The sequence below is a fragment of the Sellimonas caecigallum genome (assembly GCF_019754295.1).
In the GTDB taxonomy this organism is placed as follows: Bacteria; Bacillota; Clostridia; order Lachnospirales; family Lachnospiraceae; genus Sellimonas; species Sellimonas caecigallum.
The window spans coordinates 53027-70388 of sequence record NZ_VIRV01000003.1 but is presented as its reverse complement, the minus strand read 5'-3'; the positions used below and the strand labels follow the sequence as shown (position 1 = coordinate 70388).

At 47.6% G+C, this 17362-nt stretch carries 16 protein-coding genes; 13 read left to right on the top strand and 3 right to left on the bottom strand.

Annotation, left to right across the window (positions count from 1 at the left end):
- The first annotated feature begins 6 nt into the window (after window positions 1-6).
- The 3 genes from FLB61_RS03720 to FLB61_RS03710 are packed head-to-tail and all read left to right on the top strand — an operon-like array spanning window position 7 to window position 3273.
- Window positions 7-1719: an acetyl-CoA carboxylase carboxyltransferase subunit alpha gene (locus FLB61_RS03720; protein WP_087209673.1), complete on the top strand. Its 1713-nt coding sequence runs from the start codon at window positions 7-9 to the stop codon at window positions 1717-1719.
- A gap of 15 nt (window positions 1720-1734) precedes the next feature.
- Window positions 1735-2799 carry an NAD(P)H-dependent flavin oxidoreductase gene (locus tag FLB61_RS03715; protein ID WP_275952197.1) on the top strand — a complete coding sequence of 355 codons (1065 nt, stop codon included), beginning with the start codon at window positions 1735-1737 and terminating at the stop codon, window positions 2797-2799.
- A 21-nt stretch (window positions 2800-2820) separates the two neighbouring features.
- Window positions 2821-3273 (top strand): MarR family winged helix-turn-helix transcriptional regulator, encoded by a 453-nt coding sequence (locus FLB61_RS03710; RefSeq protein ID WP_087201722.1) that lies wholly within the window; start codon window positions 2821-2823, stop codon window positions 3271-3273.
- 76 nt (window positions 3274-3349) lie between these two features.
- Here FLB61_RS03710 and FLB61_RS03705 read toward each other — a convergent pair whose 3' ends face one another.
- Entirely contained in the window at window positions 3350-3748 is a 399-nt protein-coding gene (locus tag FLB61_RS03705; RefSeq protein ID WP_221919437.1) for a hypothetical protein, read from the bottom strand.
- Between the two features lie 54 nt (window positions 3749-3802).
- Window positions 3803-4690, bottom strand: coding sequence for a YitT family protein (locus FLB61_RS03700; protein ID WP_221919436.1), 888 nt, complete (start codon window positions 4688-4690; stop codon window positions 3803-3805).
- Between the two features lie 173 nt (window positions 4691-4863).
- Between FLB61_RS03700 and FLB61_RS03695 the strand changes: the two genes are divergently transcribed.
- Together FLB61_RS03695 and asnB are read left to right on the top strand one after the other, a co-directional pair.
- A complete protein-coding gene (locus FLB61_RS03695) occupies window positions 4864-5586 on the top strand; it encodes an NAD-dependent protein deacylase (protein WP_221919435.1) in 723 nt (240 codons plus the stop codon).
- 108 nt (window positions 5587-5694) lie between these two features.
- A complete protein-coding gene (gene asnB, locus FLB61_RS03690; protein WP_087201731.1) occupies window positions 5695-7569 on the top strand; it encodes an asparagine synthase (glutamine-hydrolyzing) in 1875 nt (624 codons plus the stop codon).
- Between the two features lie 91 nt (window positions 7570-7660).
- Here the strand turns inward: asnB and FLB61_RS03685 are convergent, their stop codons facing one another.
- Window positions 7661-8266 carry a putative ABC transporter permease gene (locus tag FLB61_RS03685; protein ID WP_158095400.1) on the bottom strand — a complete coding sequence of 202 codons (606 nt, stop codon included), beginning with the start codon at window positions 8264-8266 and terminating at the stop codon, window positions 7661-7663.
- Window positions 8267-8477: 211 nt separating this feature from the next.
- On the opposite strand from FLB61_RS03685, the gene sdaAB reads away from it, so the two are divergent.
- From sdaAB to FLB61_RS03645, 8 genes are all read left to right on the top strand, one after another.
- Window positions 8478-9146, top strand: coding sequence for an L-serine ammonia-lyase, iron-sulfur-dependent subunit beta (gene sdaAB, locus FLB61_RS03680; RefSeq protein WP_087201736.1), 669 nt, complete (start codon window positions 8478-8480; stop codon window positions 9144-9146).
- Between the two features lie 12 nt (window positions 9147-9158).
- Window positions 9159-10034: an L-serine ammonia-lyase, iron-sulfur-dependent, subunit alpha gene (gene sdaAA, locus FLB61_RS03675; protein WP_087201738.1), complete on the top strand. Its 876-nt coding sequence runs from the start codon at window positions 9159-9161 to the stop codon at window positions 10032-10034.
- 24 nt (window positions 10035-10058) lie between these two features.
- Window positions 10059-11042 carry a CPBP family intramembrane glutamic endopeptidase gene (locus tag FLB61_RS03670; RefSeq protein ID WP_158096508.1) on the top strand — a complete coding sequence of 328 codons (984 nt, stop codon included), beginning with the start codon at window positions 10059-10061 and terminating at the stop codon, window positions 11040-11042.
- 22 nt (window positions 11043-11064) lie between these two features.
- Window positions 11065-11451 (top strand): DUF6483 family protein, encoded by a 387-nt coding sequence (locus FLB61_RS03665; RefSeq protein ID WP_087201743.1) that lies wholly within the window; start codon window positions 11065-11067, stop codon window positions 11449-11451.
- Between the two features lie 4 nt (window positions 11452-11455).
- Window positions 11456-11986, top strand: a complete 531-nt coding sequence (locus FLB61_RS03660) for a cob(I)yrinic acid a,c-diamide adenosyltransferase (RefSeq protein ID WP_087209655.1) — start codon at window positions 11456-11458, stop codon at window positions 11984-11986.
- Between the two features lie 24 nt (window positions 11987-12010).
- Window positions 12011-13141 (top strand): exonuclease SbcCD subunit D, encoded by a 1131-nt coding sequence (locus tag FLB61_RS03655; protein WP_087209652.1) that lies wholly within the window; start codon window positions 12011-12013, stop codon window positions 13139-13141.
- Window positions 13138-15930 (top strand): AAA family ATPase, encoded by a 2793-nt coding sequence (locus FLB61_RS03650; protein WP_221919434.1) that lies wholly within the window; start codon window positions 13138-13140, stop codon window positions 15928-15930. The genes FLB61_RS03655 and FLB61_RS03650 overlap by 4 nt, the downstream gene beginning before the upstream one ends.
- Before the next feature lie 86 nt (window positions 15931-16016).
- Window positions 16017-17351 (top strand): FAD-dependent oxidoreductase, encoded by a 1335-nt coding sequence (locus FLB61_RS03645; RefSeq protein WP_221919433.1) that lies wholly within the window; start codon window positions 16017-16019, stop codon window positions 17349-17351.
- The last annotated feature ends 11 nt before the right edge of the window (window positions 17352-17362 follow it).

The following is a 17362-nucleotide window of genomic DNA, read 5'->3' as shown; positions in this document are numbered from 1 at the left end:
TGAGACATGAAGTTAAAAGATATGTTTAAAAAGACAAACAGGAAAAACTATATATCGATCCATTCTTCCGACAACCAGGGCAGACCAGAAGTGCCGGAAGGACTGCTGAAAAAGTGCAATGCCTGCAAGGCGGCCATTGTGACGGAGGATGTAAAGTCGAATTACTATATCTGTCCGAAATGCCATAACTATTTCCGTGTTCATGCGAGACGGAGAGTCGAGATGATCGCAGACGAGGGGACGTTCGAAGAGTGGGATCAGGGACTTACCGGAGGGAATCCGCTTAGTTTTCCGGGATACGAGGAGAAGGTCAAAGCGCTGCAGGAAAAGACAGGGCTAGACGAAGCGGTACTGACCGGAAAGGCAAAGATCGGAGGCGTGGAGACTGTGCTTGGTGTCTGTGACGGACGCTTTATGATGGCCAGCATGGGAGAAGCGGTGGGAGAAAAGATCGCCCGCGCGGTAGAAAGAGCCACCAGTGAAAAGCTTCCGGTCATCATCTTTGCATGCTCCGGAGGAGCAAGAATGCAGGAAGGTATTGTCTCCCTTATGCAGATGGCAAAGACATCCGCAGCCTTAAAAAGGCACAGTGACGCCGGACTGCTTTATATCTCCGTTTTGACAAATCCGACGACAGGCGGAGTTACGGCAAGCTTTGCCATGCTTGGAGATATCATCCTTGCGGAGCCAAAAGCGCTGATCGGGTTTGCCGGACCGCGCGTCATCGAACAGACGATCAGACAGAAACTTCCGGAAGGATTCCAGAAGTCCGAATTTCTTTTGGAACATGGCTTCATCGACCGTATCGTAGAGCGGGAAGAGATGAAAGAAGTCCTGACAGAAATTTTGAAGATGCATGAAAGATGCGAAGACAAAACAGGCGGATGCACGGACTGTTGCAGCCTTGTAAAAGAGGAAGAGCATACGGAGTACAAAGGTCTCACATCCTGGGAGAGAGTACAGATTTCCAGGAAAAAAGAACGTCCGGTGGGAAGCGAGTATATAAAAGAACTTTTTGACGGGTTTATCGAATTTCATGGGGATCGCTATTTCAAGGACGATCGTGCCATCATCGGCGGGATCGCGCGTTTCCATGGCGTGCCGGTCACTGTCATCGCGCAGGAAAAGGGTACGACGACGAAAGAAAACATCGAACACAACTTCGGAATGCCGTCCCCAGACGGATACCGGAAAGCGCTGCGCCTCATGAAGCAGGCAGAAAAGTTCCACCGGCCAGTCATCTGTTTTGTGGACACTCCGGGAGCATTCTGCGGACTGGAGGCGGAAGAACGAGGACAGGGAGAGGCGATTGCAAGAAATCTCTATGAGATGTCTTCCTTAAAGACACCGATCGTATCTATCGTTATCGGAGAAGGAGCAAGCGGCGGCGCGCTTGCCATAGCTTTGGCAGACGAAGTGTGGATGCTGGAAAATTCTATCTACACTATTCTTTCCCCGGAAGGATTTGCATCTATTTTATGGAAAGATGCAAAGAGGGCAAAAGAGGCAGCCGGTGTGATGAAACTTACGGCAAATCATCTGAAAAGTCTGGATATCGTGGAACGTGTCATTGCAGAGCCGGAGAATTTCACAACAGCAAACCTGCAGGATGTGACAGACAAAATCGATGCATATCTGGCAAAATTCATTTGTGATCACGCAGCAATGGACGTGGAAACTCTCGTTGAAAAACGGTATCAGAGATTCCGCAGGATTTAGGAAAGGACAGAGAAATTGAGAACAAAATGGCCGCCGATTCAATTAGGCGATAAGAAAATAGAAGTCCCGCTGATCCAGGGAGGGATGGGAGTCGGGATTTCCCTCGGAGGGCTTTCTGGTGCAGTGGCAAAAGAAGGGGCTGCAGGAATCATTTCCAACGCACAGATCGGTTTTCGGGAGGAGGATTTTGAGCAGCATCCTTTTGAAGCCAACTTGCGGGCGATGAAGTCGGAGTATGAAAAGGCGAGAGAGACGGCGCCGGACGGGTTCATTGGATTTAATATCATGGTTGCCTTGAAGAATTATGAAGCATATGTGCGCCATGCCGCATCTCTCGGATGTGACATTATCATATCCGGAGCCGGGCTTCCGACGGATCTTCCGAAATATGTGGACGGATCCGGAACGAAGATCGCGCCTATCGTGTCCACGAACAAATCCGCAAATGTCATCTTGAAATACTGGGATCGAAAGTATAAAAGGACAGCGGATCTTGTCGTGATCGAGGGGCCAAAAGCAGGAGGGCACCTCGGATTTACAAAAGATCAGCTGAAGGAATACGATGAAAAGACATATGAGGAAGAAATCCGGGACATACTGGAAACAGTGAAAAGCTATGGAGATAAGTATCATGTGCATATTCCGGTCGTGTTGGCAGGCGGTATCGACACGAAAGAGAAAGTGGAATATGCGATGAACCTTGGCGTGGATGGGATCCAAACTGCAAGCCGGTTTGTGACGACAGAGGAATGCGATGCAGACATCCGCTACAAAGAAGCGTATCTGAAGGCCAAGAAAGAAGACATCCGTATCGTGACAAGTCCGGTGGGAATGCCGGGAAGAGCCATCATGAATCCATTTATGGAGAGAGTGATGGAAGGAGAAAAGTTTACTCCGAAAAAATGTCTCGGCTGCCTGCACAAATGCAGTCCGGCAGAGATTCCGTACTGTATTACGGAACGACTCGTAGCAGCGGCGAAAGGGGATGTGGAAGAGGCACTCCTTTTCTGCGGAGCGGATACGTACATGCAGGATCGGATCACAACAGTTCACGAAGTTATCGAATCACTTATGGGATAAAGCGAAAGAAGGAGCAAAGGCGTGGATGCATATAAAGCGATAAATGATATACTGGTTCATTTGTTCAACGAAATCTGGGAGTTGGAAGAAAAAGCAGTCATTACAGAGGAATATAAAGATATTACCAACAATGATATGCATATCATCGAAGCTGTAGGCCTTGGAAAAGGAAACAATATGTCTGCCATTGCGAAAAAGCTCAAAATTACCGTCGGATCTCTCACGACTTCCATGAACAGTCTCGTAAACAAAAAATATGTAGTAAGAATGAGAAGCGAGGAAGACAGACGGGTAGTAAACATCCGGCTCACGAAAAAAGGGGAGAAAGCCTATCGGCATCATGAAAACTTTCACAAAAAAATGACGGAGGCGGTAGTGGCTTCCCTGAAAGAAGACGAGATTCCGGTACTTGTAAAGACCCTTCACAGTCTGTACGACTTTTTTGACGGATACAGAGATGAAGAATCCCAATGACAGCATGGAAATAAACAAACATACGAAACGGGACGGCATCCCAGGAAGGGGGCCGTCCCGTTTTGACAATTCCTGTCTAATTCCATTCTTCCAAAAAAGATGAGAAAATCTCACAATAATCCTTTGCGGAGGCATAATCCCTGTCCTCGACAGAAACCACATCGGGATGCCGGATTGCCATATAGACAGGATCCTGATCCTTTATGTGAATGTCTATCGACAAATAGATCCCATCTTTTTGATCAGGGAATATCTTTTTTGAAAGTTTCATATCCTGGACGATGGCCAGAAATTTGGAAATGTCTTCTTTTTCCGATAAGACATATTCGGAGTCGCCGCGGTTCATCTGAATACTGGCAATATCCTCCGCTTTCAAATCAGCGATGACATCCGGAGTGTCCTTCCTTTTGTACAAAACCACGCCCAGTATACAAATAAGAATAAGGAAACCAAAAACCATTAGTTTCTTTTTCATGATGACTCCTTTCTCTTAATATGCTTTAATAGAATTATAGCATATTTTTGTGATTTACTTTGTAGTTTTTCCTTTTGTGTTTTTGTAAATCTTACTGCTTGAGAATCCGTGTCCTTTTACTTCGTTGACGCGTGCGATGATCATGAATGCTTCCGGATCGATGCTTGTGACTTCCTGGTTCAGACGGGCCAGTTCCCGGTTGGAGATGACGGTAAGGATGATTGGCTGATCTGTGTGGAGATATCCGGTCTCCCCATAGAGGATGGTGGAGCCGCGGTCCAGGCGTCCAACGATCATCTCATTGATTTCTTTATACTTTTTGCTTATGATCTTGACCTGCGTCTGTACATGTCCGGTCAGGAGCACTTTGTCCAGGACGACGGTATAGATCAGAACAAGCAGAATACCGTAAATGATCTGCTCTTTGTCTGAGAAAAGCATCTGTGAGATCAGGATGGCAAAATCGAAGACGTAGAGCATAACAGATACCGGAAGTCCGAATTTCTTGTTCAGGACAAGCGGCGGGATGTCCATCCCACCGGTGGACGCTCCGGCACGGATCACGATACCGATGGCAAAGCCGATCATCAGACCGCCGCAGACGGTGGACAGCATCTTGTCCTGCGTGATCTGGGAAAGTTCCGGAATCTTCTGGAAGACGCCAAGTATGATCGGATAGAAAAAGCTGCTGATCAGTGTGGTAAAAGCGAACATCTTTCCAAGGACAAGAGCCCCAAGGATAAACATGACCGCATTAAAGCAGAATACGAATGCGGACAGCGGGACATGAAAATAATGTTCAAAAGCAAGACCAAGACCTGTCGTTCCCCCTGTGATCAGGTCATTTGGAAGAATAAATATGACTACCCCAAGTGCGTAGATGGCATTTCCTACCAGAATTGTAATAATATTCAGTAATTTCTTTGTGACATTCTGTGACATAAAACCTCTCTCCTTCCTGCCCATATGAAAACAGTATACACGACGCATAAGGAGGCTGCAAGAAATTCGCCGGAAAAGAGAAAAGTTTATCAGCAGGCTAAAACTGTGCTATACTAAAAGAAAAGTGTGGTAACGCAGGGAATTACAGGAATCGGAAAGGAGAAAAAGTGGGTATGGATGAGATACAAAGACTGCAGAAGATGACAGAGGAAAGCAATAGGATCGTATTTTTCGGCGGAGCGGGCGTCTCGACGGAGAGCAATATCCCTGATTTTCGGAGTGAGGATGGTTTATACAATCAAAAGTATAAATATCCACCGGAAACGATCATAAGCCATTCATTTTTTCTGAGAAATCCGGAGGAGTTCTACCGGTTCTATAAAGACCGGATGATGTGTCTGGATGCCAGGCCAAATCCGGCACATCGAAAGCTGGCTGAACTGGAGGCAGCCGGAAAGCTCTCGGCGGTCGTTACCCAGAATATTGACGGACTCCATCAGAAAGCCGGAAGCAAAACGGTGTATGAACTTCACGGCAGCATCCACCGGAATTATTGTATGAAATGTGGAAAATTTTACGATGCCTCGTATGTGAAGGAGGCCGTTGGGATCCCGCGCTGTACGTGCGGCGGAATGATCAAGCCGGACGTGGTCCTCTATGAAGAAGGGCTTGACATGACGACGATCCAGAAGTCGGTGGAGGCCATAGTAAACGCGGATATGTTGATCATAGGCGGCACATCTCTTGTGGTTTACCCGGCTGCCGGGTTCATCGACTATTTCAGGGGCAAATATCTTGTCGTCATCAACAAGGCGGAAACTGCGAAAAGTGTAGATGCGGATCTTGTGATCCGCAAGCCCATCGGAAAAGTCATGGAGCAGATTCATGTTTTATAATCGGATGTCTTGCAATCCTGAAAGAATTTCGGTACAATAAGAAGTTGTTATGAAAAGAAATAAAGACGTTGACAATGATTGATAAGAGATGATAAAGGAGAAAAATTTATGTGCGGTTTTGCAGGATATGCAGGATTAAAAGAATATGACCCGTCTGTCATCAAACAGATGACAGATAAGATCCGTCACAGAGGACCGGACTCTCAGGATGCCTTCGTGGAAGGCGGCGTGGCGCTTGGCTTTGCAAGGCTTAGTATCATTGACCTGGAAGGCGGTTCCCAGCCGATGTTCAATGAAGACAAGAACCTCGTACTGATTTTTAACGGAGAGCTATACAATTTCCAGGGTATCAGAGAAGAGCTGATTCGCTGCGGACATGTGTTCTCCACACATTCCGATTCCGAGATCCTGCTTCACGGATACGAAGAATGGGGAAAAGAAGGACTTCTTGGACGCCTTCGGGGAATGTTTGCATTTGTGATTTTTGACAGAACAAAGAAGACACTTTTTGGCGCGAGAGACCATTTTGGAATCAAGCCGTTTTACTATTATAACGAAGGAGATACACTCCTGTTTGGATCCGAGATCAAATCCTTCCTCGTTCATCCGGATTTCAAAAAAGAACTGTTTGAAGAAAAACTTCCGGATTTCATGACATTTGGATGTATCCCAGGAGAAGAGACATTCTTCCGAAATGTATACAAGCTTCTTCCGGGACATTATTTCACATATGAAAACGGAAAACTGGATGTGCAGACTTACTGGGAACCGACGTTCGACATCGATGAAAATCAGACGATTGAAAGCGTGGCGGACAAGCTGGACGGTGTCCTGGATGATTCTGTCAACAAGCACATCATCGCAGATGTGCCGGTATGTTCTTTCCTTTCAAGCGGGGTAGATTCCAGCTACGTGGCATACGAGCTGAAAGATAAGGTAGATCTTACGACATTCACGATTGATTTCGTGGAACAAAAATACAGCGAAGCACCGCATGCGAAAGAGCTGGCAGACGAGATTGGAGTCAAAAATATCGGAAGAAAAGTGTCTGCTGAAGAATACTTCCACGATGCGGAGAAGATCCAGTATTACATGGATGAGCCGCTGGCAAACCCGAGTGCGAATCTTCTGTACTACATTTCCAACCGGGTATCCAAAGACTTCAAGGTAGCCCTCTCCGGGGAAGGGGCAGATGAGATGTTTGGCGGCTACAATATTTACCACGAAAATATCTCCCTTGGGAACTATCAGAAACTTCCGAAATGGCTGAGAAAAGCGGTTGCGGCAGTCGTATCTCCGCTCCCGAAATTCAAAGGAAAAGGATTTTTGATCCGCGGAAGCAAAGACGTGGAAGAGCGTTATATCGGAAACAGCAATGTATTCAAATACGAAGAGAGAGATTCTTTCTTAAAGAAAAAATATCCTAGCAGAAATCCGCTGGATATCGCAAAAGAATTTTATGACAAAGTGCCGAATCTGGACGATGTGTCCAAAATGCAGTACCTGGATTTCAATATGTGGCTGCGCCAGGAGATCCTGCTGAAGGCGGACAAGATGTCTATGGCCAATTCTCTGGAGCTTCGCGTTCCGTTTATGGATATCGAAGTGTTCAAGACAGCAAGGACGATCCCTGCAAAATGCAAGGTCAATGATTCCAATACGAAGCTGGCATTCCGTGCCCTTGCGGACAGGAAGTTCAGCAAGAAGAGCGCAGAGCGCAAGAAGCTCATGTTCCCAAGCCCGCTTCCGAACTGGATGAGAGAAGACAAGTACTACCAGATGATTCGCAAAGAATTTGAAGGCGAAACCGCTGCGAGATTTTTCAATCAGGAGAAGATCCTGGCTCTTCTGGAAGAGCACAAAGGCGGAAAAGTCACACATTCTATTCAGATCTGGGTTGTGTACACCTTCTTGATGTGGTACAAAGCGTACTTCACAAACAATGGGGATCTGGAAAAAATAGAAGCGGACTGTGCGCATTAATTCGGTTTATTTCATATGGAGAAAGTTTGAAGGGCAGCCTGAACATTATGTTCAGGCTGCCCTTTTTGCAGTGTATCATTGATATGTAAAATCAGCGAGGCATCGTCACACCGAATCCGATATTCGGGTGGAATACGGAAAAAGCAAAATCTGCCAGGAAAAGAAGAACAAGTATTGCGCACAAGGCAATCCGGAGTGTCCGGGGGATCCGTATGATCAGACTGTTCAGTTTCGGCGCTGCAAAGTAGAGAAAGAGGACACCGCCTGTCCCGAAGAGAAGAAGTCCTTCCAGGCAGACAAAGCCTTTGATATTGATCAGGGAATCCCGGTAATCCCACCAGCGCATTTGGTAAACATGCCAGAGTACGGATCCGGTCACAAACTCCATGATGCCAGCCATCAGCATAGTAAGAAAAAATACTTTTCGGGGACTGGAAGAAAAGCGCCGCAGGAAACATACGACAAAGGTGCCTCCGAATCCATAAATTGGAAGCCACGGTCCGAAAAGCATGCCGCGGTTTACGATCATTCCGTCATAATATACGTGAAGGAGTACCTCCCAAAGCCAGCCTACAAAGGAAAATATAAAGAACATAAGGATCAGGGCGGAGGCGGCGTAACGTTGTTTTCCGTTTTCCAGCCAGTCACGTTTTTCTGTTTTGATGAATTGTTTTACTGTTGTATATGCTTTTATCATAAAGTTCGCCTCCGATTTCATTCCTTTCATTTGACACTATTGTAAAACATAAAGTGAAAAAACTGTGAAAGCGCATCTTAGAATATTCTAAAGATTTGCATCTAAGTTTTAAGAATTTATGAAGCATGTAAATTTTGTGAAAGTCCTTTTTTGCAAGATGGAAATGTGGTATATTAGGGAGAGCAAAGAGACTTTCCGGGAGGATAGGAAGATGAATTTTTTAAGTATATTTGATGTTATCGGTCCGAATATGATCGGACCATCCAGTTCACACACGGCAGGAGCATGTTCTATGGCGCTGCTTGCAAGGAAGATGTGTCCGGAGCCGGTCAAAAAAGTAGTGTTTACTCTTTACGGATCTTTTTCAAAGACGTACCACGGACATGGGACAGACCGTGCGCTGCTTGGGGGTATGCTCGGTTTCGAGACGGACGATGCGAGGATCCGGGATGCCTTTGACTGGGCAAAAAAGATGGGTGTCGAGTATGAGTATGTGATCGACGAGAAGACTGTCACAGACCATCCGAACACAGCGGATATGGAAATCACAGGAGTAAACGGACACCATCTCTCCGTGCGGGGAGAATCCATCGGGGGCGGAAAGATCAAGATCGTCCGTATCAATGGAATCGATGTGGAATTTACAGGAGAGTACAGTACTCTCATTGTGCGGCAGATTGACAAGCCGGGTGTCGTGGCACACATTACACAGTGTCTCAGCAAAAATGATGTGAATATCGCATTCATGAGACTGTTTCGGGAAGACAAAGGGGCGACCGCTTTTACTGTCGTTGAATCGGATGAGAAGATTCCGGAAGAAATTCTGGATCAGATTCGTGAGAATAACAATGTGCAGGATCTGATGCTTGTGCAGATGTAGGAGGAAAGAAAAATGGATTTTATTTCAGGACAGACATTACTGGAAGTCTGTGAGAAAGAGCAGCTTCCGATCTCGGAAGTCATGAGACAAAGAGAAATCACATGCGGCACTCTGGATGAGAAGCAGGTACAGGATAAATTAAAAGAAGTACTCCGAATCATGAAAGAAGGGGTGCATGAACCTCTCCAAAATCCGAAGAAGTCCATGGGCGGACTGATCGGCGGCGAGGCAAAACTTGTGGCTGATCATGAGACAAAGGAGGATTCAGTGTGCGGCACAGTACTTTCCAGAGCCATCGCGTACAGTATGGCGGTGCTGGAGGTTAACGCTTCCATGGGACTTATTGTGGCTGCGCCGACAGCCGGATCCTCAGGTGTGCTTCCAGGCGTACTTCTGGCAGTCCGGGATACGAAAGGACTCTCAGATGAGATACTTTATAAAGGACTTCTAAATGCCAGTGCCATCGGATATATTTTGATGAGAAATGCGTCTGTATCCGGGGCTGAGGCCGGATGCCAGGCGGAAGTAGGAGCCGCATCAGCCATGGCGGCAAGCGCGGTCGTGGAGATGATGGGCGGTACGCCGAAGATGTGTCTGAGCGCTGCATCCACTGCCCTTTCCAACCTTCTCGGCATGGTGTGCGATCCGATCGCGGGACTTGTGGAAGCTCCTTGTCAGAGCAGAAATGCAGTAGGAGTGGCAAACGCCATTACCTGTGCGGAACTTGCCCTGAGCGGAGTAGAAAATGTCATCCCGTTCGATGAGATGGCAGAGGCTATGTACCGGGTAGGAAAGAGCCTTCCGTTTGAGCTCCGGGAGACAGCGATGGGAGGATGTGCCGGCACGCCGACAGGCTGCAGGCTTGGATGTGACATCTGTGGCAAATAGTTCAACTGGAAGGAGACGATGCGAATGAACAGACAAACGAAACCTTTGAAACCGTGGCATGGCGTCATTGTGCTTGGCCTGTCGGCGGTCTGTGTCTTTTTGATCGGGCCGGCTCTTGGGGAGCATATGGGGCTTTATGGCACTCTTGTGAGTGAACTTCTGCTGCTTTTAGTGGCAGTGGGCTGTACATGGATCTTTCAGGGGGATTTCCGGAGTGTGTTTCCCATCAGAAAACCGACCTTTTACGGGATGTTCGGAACCTTTCTTTTATGGATGGGTGTCCTGATCCTCACGCTTGCGCTGACGATGCTTATCACATATTTCTTCCCGGCAGAAATGCTTGGAACAAGTATGGGATTGTCTTATACCTTTATGGGAGTTCCGGCGCTGGTGGCGGTAGTCATCGTAGCAGTCATGCCGGCATTCTGTGAGGAAGCGGTATTCCGGGGAGTGGTATTCAACAGCTTCTGGCCTCTTGGGAGAGGAAATAAATGGATTCCGATCATTCTCACAGGGTGTATTTTCGGAGCTTTCCACGGAAGTATCTGGAGATTCTTTCCGACAGCGATTCTGGGGATTGCCATGGCATACATTTTGGCAGAGACGGGCAATATGGTATACGCGATGTTTTTCCATGCCATCAATAATCTTCTGCCGCTCCTGATGACATTTGCGCTTCAGTTTGTCTGGAGGATTATATACTTTGCCTCCAACAGTTCCTACGATGCTGCCATCTATGGCGCTTCGGCAGATTATGGGATTTCGTTTGCATCGGTAGGAGTTTACATTGCAGGAAGCGGGATTGGTCTATTTTTCATCTATATCGGCAACTTTCTGCTGCACAGAGGAAGACCGGGATATGAAGGAAAGATCTTTTCCGGAAAAAGAAAACGGCATTTGTATATTCTGATCATTGCATCGGCGGTACTGTTTTTCCTTGGAATTGCTTCCATCGTGGGATCGGCAGCAGCTCAGGGACTGGGGTACATGATGCGGTATCATCATTAAAAGATAGAAGGACAGAGGAAACATGGGATTAAAACAGGATTTTAATGTGAGACGACTGGAAGATCAGGGACGCTTTCTGGCGAAGCTGATCCTTGGAAAGGAGGAAGCATCTTACGAGCTTCCTCCATATGAAGAGATGGACAACGATGTGGACCGTCTGTATCGGAGAATTTTGGCGCTTGCAGACAAAGGAGAGATCAATCAGGCGGAGAATGAGCTTCTGGAAAGTCTCGAAGAAGGGGATTTCCGGATGTTTGAGATGGCGCTTTGCTTCTATCTGCATCTGGCAAGGTTTGATGCGGACTATCTGGAAGAACATGGATTTTCACGGGAGGAAGTAAGCGAAGGCATCGAAAACCTGGGGGCAGATTTTGGCGTCAGCGGACTTGAGATCAGTGCGGGGGCTTAGGAAGATGACAGAAAAAGGACGAATCCATATCTATTGCGGAGATGGAAAAGGGAAGACGACCGCGGCCATCGGACTGATTGTCCGGGCTTCCGGGCGTGGAAAGCGGACGCTGCTTGTTCGTTTTTTAAAAAAAGAAGACTCCGGAGAACTTTTTGTCCTGGATGCCATCCCTGAGGTGGAGAGGATGAAGATGCCGGATACGAAAGGATTTTACTGGACGTTAAAGGATGAAGAGAAAGAGGAGCTTAAAAAAGCGTACCATGATGCATGGGAAGTCATCCAAAAGAAAGCGGTATCCGGGGCATACGATCTTCTTGTCATGGATGAGCTGATGGCCGCGTACGGATACGGGCTTGTGCCTAGAGAAGAGGTAGTACGTTTTCTGAAAGAGAAACCGGAACACCTGGAAGTCGTCATGACGGGGAGAGATCCCGACGAAGCGATTCTATCTCAGGCAGATTATATCTCTGAGATCCGTGCAGTGAGGCATCCTTTTGAAAAAGGAGTCCCTGCCAGGGAAGGGATCGAATTTTAGTCGGGAACAAGAAGGAGGAAGAGTATGAGACTGCTGCACATATCCGATTTGCATCTGGGCAAAAGAGTCAATGAATACTCCATGCTGGAAGATCAGAAGGATATTTTGAAAAAAATCATAGATATCGCAGATCAGGAAAAAGCAGAAGGGATCCTGATCGCAGGAGACGTATACGATAAGCCGGTGCCGCCGGCGGAGGCGGTAAGGCTTCTGGATCAATTCCTGAACAGTATGGTAAACCGGAGCATTCCGGTTTTTTTTATAAGCGGGAATCATGATTCCCAGGACAGGCTGGCTTTCGGGGCAGCTCTTTTTCGGAAAAGCGGTGTGTACACGGCCGGGGAGACGCTGTGCGAAAAAATTACCGTGCAGGATGAATTCGGACCTCTGCATATCTGGATGATGCCTTTTCTAAAGCCGGCTTACGTAAAAGCGGCATGCCCGGGGGAGGATCCGGAGACGTACACGGACGCGGTGCGTATCGCTCTCGGGACGCAAAAGATGGATCCCGAAGAGAGAAATATCCTGATCGCACATCAGTTTGTCACAGGAGCAAAGACATGTGAGTCAGAAGAGCTTTCCATCGGAGGACTGGATCAGGTGGACGCTTCCGTGTTCGATGAGTTTGATTATGTGGCGCTTGGACACCTTCATCGTCCGCAAAGTGTCGGAAAGGAGAAGATCCGATATTGCGGGACTCCTCTTAAATATTCTTTTTCGGAAATCAGGGACAAAAAATCCGTGACCATTTTGGATATCCGGGAGAAAGGGAACACAAAGATAGAGACGATTCCCCTGATCCCTAAAAGGGATCTTGTGGAGATCCGAGGCACTTACATGGAACTGACAGCAAAAAGCTTTTATGAAAACCTGGATCCGGAAGCTTATTACCATATCACGCTGACAGATCCGGAAGATGTGCTGGACGCGCTTTCAAAGCTCAGGCTGATCTATCCGAATATGATGAAGATGGATTATGACAATGACAGGGCAAGGAGCCAGTCGGAATTTGAGGCAGCCAAAGAGATGGAGAGAAAAAGTCCGGAAGAACTTTTGGAGGAATTCTATGAGATGCAGAACGGACAGCCCTTATCGGAAAAGCAGAGAAAACTGGTGTTGGAAATGATGGAAGAAATCTGGGAGGGAAGTAAATGAGACCGGAAAACCTGATACTGTCCGCTTTTGGCCCCTATGCCGGAAGGCAGGAGATTCCATTTTACAAACTTGGGTCAAAAGGGATTTACGTCATAACCGGCGACACAGGAGCCGGCAAGACGACATTGTTTGACGCCATCACGTTTGCTCTCTATGGAGAGCCCAGCGGAAATTACAGAAAATCTGATATGCTTCAAAGCAAGTATGCGGGCGAAGGGGAGGAGACGTATGTGGATTTTACCTTTTCAGTAGGAAAAGAAGTGTACCGGGTAAGGAGAAATCCTGAATACGTAAGAAAAAAGAAGAGAGGAGAAGGATTCATCACACAGAAGGCAGATGCCATTTTGACGCTCCCGGACGGAACGGTCGTAACCGGAGCCAGGGCGGTAACGGAAAAATGTGAGGAAATCCTTGGACTTCGCCGAGAACAGTTTACCCAGATCGCCATGCTGGCGCAGGGGGAGTTTCAGAAGCTTTTGATGTCTTCGACGGAAGAAAAAAGCAGGATCTTCCGGATGTTGTTCCACACAAAGCCATACCAGATTTTTCAGGAAAAAATCAGGGAAAAGGCATCTGCCGTAAAAAAAGAGTACGAATTGCTCGATCGTGACATCCGGCATTACGCGGAAGAAATCTGCTGTCCGGAAGAAATGACGGAGGAAAAGAAACGCTGGGAAGAGGCACTCTTAAGTCCTCATGCAGAGGAATGGATTTCGGCAGCGGAGGAGATTGAGGAAAAGATCGAAGGAAAGATGAAAAAGTTGGATGAAACGATCCGGCAGGCAGAAGGACGGGCAGAGCATTCCGGGCAGAAGGTCCAAAAGACAGAGCAAGAGCTTCTTGCCAAAAAAGGGGAGAAAAAAGAAGAAGAAAAGCTGCTGAACTTGCTTTCGCAGGAAGAAGAAAAGAAAAAAGTACGGGATAAGGCGGAAGAAGAGGCAAAAGGGACGGAGGATTTAAAGGAGAGGATCGTAAGGGAGAAAGAACAGCTGGAAAAATACAAAGAGGCTGCCAAGACAGAGAAACAACTGGAGGAAAAGCGCCGTGAAGAATCAAAGACGGCCATGCTTCTGGAGAAAAAACAAGGGGAATATAAAATCAGGAAGCAGACACTTGAAAAAGTGAGAAAAGAACTTTCTGAATTTCCTGTGTCGGAAGAGCGATGGAAGAGTTTGGCGGAGGAAAGCCAGAGACTGGAAGAGCGGTACGGGAAACTGATCGCTTTTCGTGAAGTGTGCAGACAGTACCAGGATGCAGTGAGACGTCTGAAGCAGGAACAGGAACGGTATCTTCATATACGGGAGCAAAGCCAGGCTGTACAGGAGTCCTGCCTTGCCATGGAACGCGCCTTTCTGGATGGACAGGCAGGAATCCTGGCCGAACAGCTTTCAGAAGGAGAACCATGCCCTGTCTGCGGAGCAAAAGTGCATCCGAAGAAGGCGAAGCGTCCTCTCCACATTCCGGACGAGAAAAAGCTGAAAGAAGAAAAAGAGAAGCTTTCAAAAATACAGAAAAAAGAGGCGGAACAAAGCAGGCTGGCAGGCGAAGCAAAAGGGCAGCAGGAGACAACCGGGCGGAATCTGAAAGAACAGGCCAATATGCTTTGGACGCAGGAGATAAAAGGTCTTCAGGAAGCTTATACAATGATGAAGACAGAAGGGATCAGGCTGGAGGAAAAGCGGAAAAAACTCAAAAGTGAAGAGGAACAGCTGATATCATTTCGGGAGAGAAAGAAAGAACTGGAAACTCAGAAGAAGAGATTGGAAGAGACTGCGGAGAAAGATCAGGAGGAGATCCTGTTTTTGGAAAAGAGGATTGCGCAGTGCACAGCAGATCGGAAATCGATGGAAGAAAAACTGGAGGCAGATCGGAAAAAGCTTCTTTACTCTTCCTATGAAGAGGCGAGACAGGTTATCGCCGGGATGGAAGAAAGAAAAGAGCAGATGGAGATCAGGCTGGAGACAGCCAGAGCAGATTTCCGGACACTGGAGAACGAAATCGCAGCTTGCCGTTCTGCCATCCGGGTGTGGAAAGAACAGCAGGAAGAAAAAGGAAGCCAGGAGAGTGCGCTGATACGAAGAAAAGAAGAGATGGAGTTGGAAAGGAAAAAAGCTCTGGAAGAGAAGGCAGTCTGTCTGAAAGAAAAAGACCATCTTCTTCCAATATTAAGGACAAATAAGAGAGCAGTGCAGGAAATCAGAAGACTTTGCCAGAAGCAAAAAAAAGCGGAAGAGTCTTACCGGATTGCAGGCAGTCTCTCCGATACGGTAAACGGAACTTTGGCGGGGAAAGAGAAGATCATGCTGGAGACATATGTCCAGACTGCATATTTTGACAGAATTCTTTTGCGTGCCAACAGAAGGCTGCTTGTCATGACTGACGGACAGTATGAGATGACGAGAAAACGGACGGCGGCTGACAGACGAAGCCAGAGCGGGTTGGAGATCAATGTAATCGATCACTATAATGGCACGGAGCGCAGCATTCATTCTCTCTCCGGAGGGGAATCCTTCCAGGCGTCCCTTTCCCTGGCGCTTGGGCTCTCCGACGAGATTCAGGCGATGTCTGGCGGCATCCGACTGGAGGCTATGTTTGTGGACGAAGGATTCGGAACTTTGGACGATGAAGCACTTGAAAAAGCGGTAAAGGCCCTTGTGTCCATCAGCCGGGGGGATAAGCTTGTGGGTATCATTTCCCATGTGGCAGCGTTGAAAAATCGGGTCGAAAAAAAGATTGTTGTGACGAAAGACAAAACAGGAACAAGCAAGGCGGAAGTTGTGATCGGCTAGTATGCCGCGGGAATGTATAAAGAAGCCCAGGAGGGAAATCTTATAGATAGAAATATCTTATAGATAAGATCATCTGGGAGGCATTTATGGAGTCTATTTGGAAACAGACATATGAGATCGCAAGCAGACCTCCGCTTTGCGGGGATATACGGGCAGAAGCAGTAGTAATTGGAGCAGGAATGACAGGGATTCTCACGGCATGGCAGCTGCAAAGAGAAGGAATCCGGACAGTTGTCCTGGAGGCAGATCGGATTGCATCCGGGCAGACAGGGCATACGACGGCCAAGATTACAGCCCAGCACGGAGATATCCTGGCAGATTTTGTGCGGGAAAAAGGGTTTAAGACAGCGGCAAAGTACGTGCGGGCAAATCTGGCAGCAGTCAAAGAGTATGAAAGGATCATATCCGGGGAAGGAATCTCCTGCGATTTTGAAAAGACAGATTCCTATGTCTACGGGCAGGAGGAAGAGCGAATGAAAGAGGAGGCAAAAGTGTCAAGACAGCTTGGCGCCCCGGCTTTTTTTGTGAAAGATATCTCGTTTCCAGTTTCCCACAAAAGCGCTGTGCGGTTTTCTGACCAGGCACAGTTCCATCCGTTGAAATTTGCAGACGCTCTGGCAAGATCTCTCACGATCTATGAGAAAAGTCCGGTAAAAGAAGTGGAAGACCATAAAGTGATCACACCTGGAGGAAGTGTTGCGGCAAAACACATCATTTTTGCAGCCCACTTCCCATTTGTGAATTTTCCGGGAATGTATTTTGCGCGGATGCACCAGGAACGATCCTATGTCCTTGCAATTTCCGGAGCAGGAACGATCGATGGAATGTACATCGGAACAGGAAAGAAAAGCTACTCGTTTCGACAATACGGAAAGTGGATCCTGTTTGGAGGAGAAGCCCACCGAACCGGAGAAAATGCGGAAGGCGGAAAATATGAGAAACTGAAAAGGGCAGCAGAACAATTTTTTCCGGGATGCCGCGTGGAAGCGGCCTGGTCTGCCCAGGACTGTATGACAGCTGATAAGATTCCGTTTGTCGGTACGTACGCTTCCTCGAAACCGGGATGGTATGTAGCATCTGGATTTCAGAAGTGGGGGATGACTTCCTCCATGGCAGCCGCCATGATTTTGCGGGATCAGATCTGTGAGAGGCCCAATCCATATGCGGATGCTTTTGCACCGGCCCGATTTTCTGTCGGGGAGATCGGTCCGGTTGGAAAAGACACCGGGACGGCGGTCAAACAGCTTGTAAGTCCCATCTTTCGAGGCGGGATCCGGTGTTCCCATCTTGGATGCCGACTCGTGTGGAATCCGGATGAACAGACATGGGACTGCCCTTGTCATGGGTCGCGTTTTGACCGGCAAGGCAGAAAAAAAGAAGGACCCGCACAGAAAGGGATCTGCTGTAAAGATGCACAATGAGCATTGTCTTT

What these genes read in the sequence shown, in the direction of transcription:
- asnB (WP_087201731.1), top strand. Translation starts at nt 5,695, where the DNA reads ATGTGCGGTTTTGCAGGATATGCAGGATTAAAAGAATATGACCCGTCT.
- FLB61_RS03700 (WP_221919436.1), bottom strand. Translation starts at nt 4,690, where the DNA reads ATGTCACAGAATGTCACAAAGAAATTACTGAATATTATTACAATTCTG.
- FLB61_RS03645 (WP_221919433.1), top strand. Translation starts at nt 16,017, where the DNA reads ATGGAGTCTATTTGGAAACAGACATATGAGATCGCAAGCAGACCTCCG.
- sdaAB (WP_087201736.1), top strand. Translation starts at nt 8,478, where the DNA reads ATGAATTTTTTAAGTATATTTGATGTTATCGGTCCGAATATGATCGGA.
- FLB61_RS03695 (WP_221919435.1), top strand. Translation starts at nt 4,864, where the DNA reads ATGGATGAGATACAAAGACTGCAGAAGATGACAGAGGAAAGCAATAGG.
- FLB61_RS03705 (WP_221919437.1), bottom strand. Translation starts at nt 3,748, where the DNA reads ATGAAAAAGAAACTAATGGTTTTTGGTTTCCTTATTCTTATTTGTATA.
- FLB61_RS03720 (WP_087209673.1), top strand. Translation starts at nt 7, where the DNA reads ATGAAGTTAAAAGATATGTTTAAAAAGACAAACAGGAAAAACTATATA.
- FLB61_RS03670 (WP_158096508.1), top strand. Translation starts at nt 10,059, where the DNA reads ATGAACAGACAAACGAAACCTTTGAAACCGTGGCATGGCGTCATTGTG.
- sdaAA (WP_087201738.1), top strand. Translation starts at nt 9,159, where the DNA reads ATGGATTTTATTTCAGGACAGACATTACTGGAAGTCTGTGAGAAAGAG.
- FLB61_RS03665 (WP_087201743.1), top strand. Translation starts at nt 11,065, where the DNA reads ATGGGATTAAAACAGGATTTTAATGTGAGACGACTGGAAGATCAGGGA.
- FLB61_RS03660 (WP_087209655.1), top strand. Translation starts at nt 11,456, where the DNA reads ATGACAGAAAAAGGACGAATCCATATCTATTGCGGAGATGGAAAAGGG.
- FLB61_RS03655 (WP_087209652.1), top strand. Translation starts at nt 12,011, where the DNA reads ATGAGACTGCTGCACATATCCGATTTGCATCTGGGCAAAAGAGTCAAT.
- FLB61_RS03685 (WP_158095400.1), bottom strand. Translation starts at nt 8,266, where the DNA reads ATGATAAAAGCATATACAACAGTAAAACAATTCATCAAAACAGAAAAA.
- FLB61_RS03650 (WP_221919434.1), top strand. Translation starts at nt 13,138, where the DNA reads ATGAGACCGGAAAACCTGATACTGTCCGCTTTTGGCCCCTATGCCGGA.